The sequence below is a fragment of the Mycobacterium sp. NS-7484 genome (assembly GCF_001953975.1).
Classification (GTDB): Bacteria; Actinomycetota; Actinomycetes; order Mycobacteriales; family Mycobacteriaceae; genus Mycobacterium.
This window is the reverse complement of sequence record NZ_MBEJ01000123.1, coordinates 1-1,032: the sequence shown is the minus strand read 5'-3', so window position 1 is coordinate 1,032 and position 1,032 is coordinate 1. Positions and strand designations below refer to the sequence as shown.

General features: G+C 67.1%; 3 protein-coding genes. All 3 read right to left on the bottom strand.

Annotation, left to right across the window (positions count from 1 at the left end):
• Window positions 1-209 precede the first annotated feature (209 nt).
• Window positions 210-455, bottom strand: coding sequence for a hypothetical protein (locus A5733_RS22495; protein ID WP_076241335.1), 246 nt, complete (start codon window positions 453-455; stop codon window positions 210-212).
• Between the two features lie 2 nt (window positions 456-457).
• The gene (locus A5733_RS22490) at window positions 458-721 is read right to left on the bottom strand and encodes a hypothetical protein (protein WP_076241334.1); all 264 of its coding nucleotides are present in this window, start codon (window positions 719-721) and stop codon (window positions 458-460) included.
• On the bottom strand, window positions 718-1,032 hold a 315-nt coding region (locus A5733_RS27600), incomplete at its 5' end, for a hypothetical protein (protein WP_158070631.1). The genes A5733_RS22490 and A5733_RS27600, both read right to left, overlap by 4 nt.

The window sequence follows — 1,032 nt, the reverse complement described above, 5'->3', positions numbered from 1 at the left end:
TGGTCAATCGGACCGCAAACGGCACTGCGCCTCGCTGATGCTGCTATCGCCGCGCACCTGAAAGCGCTCGCCGATGATCGGTGGTTGTCGTGATCGGTTCGCCTCCTGGGCCGGTGGATCCGAACACGCCGCGAGGGAGTACCCGGTCGGGGTTGCGTGCGTGGGTGGTCCACCACTCGCGGGTGACGCCGGTGTCTTGTGGGGTGTACTCAGGCATCGGTGACCTCCGGGTGGTAGCAGGCGAAGTCACATTCGGGTCCGGGGCACTTGTAGGGGCAGCCACCGTCGGGCGGTTTGGGGAGGCCCTGGTGTTTGCGGATGCGGCCGTTGAGGTTCGTTGCGTACCCGCGCCGGCAGTAGGGGCATGTCGCGTAGTGCGGAATGCCGCGTTCGCATCCGATGCGTCCGATGACGCCGGTTTGGTGGCCGGAACCCGGGCAGAGCGCTTCGTTCATCGTTAACCTCGTGCGATTCGTTGGGCTTTGGCCATCGCCAGTGCGTGGGCAGTGGGCTCGCCGAGGACGCGGAGGCTGACGTAGTAGAAGTCGAGTTCCTGGTTGCCCCGGTTGATTGCCCAGCCTTGGATGCGTCCGTTGGCGGCGCGCACCGCCTGGACCTTGATGCGGGCCGAGCAGTTGACGTTGCCCCTGCACGTGCAGTCGTAGCCGCCGCGCGCGAGTGGTGGGCACCCACCGCAGCAACCGGGCGGGCGGGCGGTCATCGGGATGCCTCCGCAGCGTCGGCCGCAGCGAGTAAGGCGGCGGCTAACTCTCGGGCCTCTCGAACGCTGAGGGTGCCGTACTCGGTCTGATGTGCCGCCTCGAACTCGATGCAGTCCGGGGAGGTAAGGCAGGTCCAGGACCCGCCCGTTTCCCACATCGGTTCGCCGCGCAGGGATTCGGCGACGTTGCTGCGGTCCACCATCTGCTCGGGCAGTTCCACCGCGACGACCCGCTCATCGGCGAGCGCTTTCAGGTGCGCGGCGATAGCAGCATCAGCGAGGCGCAGTGCCGTTTGCGGTCCGATTGACCA

Coding starts and splice junctions, on each gene's coding strand:
- A5733_RS22495 (WP_076241335.1), bottom strand. CDS start 455: ATGAACGAAGCGCTCTGCCCGGGTTCCGGCCACCAAACCGGCGTCATC.
- A5733_RS22490 (WP_076241334.1), bottom strand. CDS start 721: ATGACCGCCCGCCCGCCCGGTTGCTGCGGTGGGTGCCCACCACTCGCG.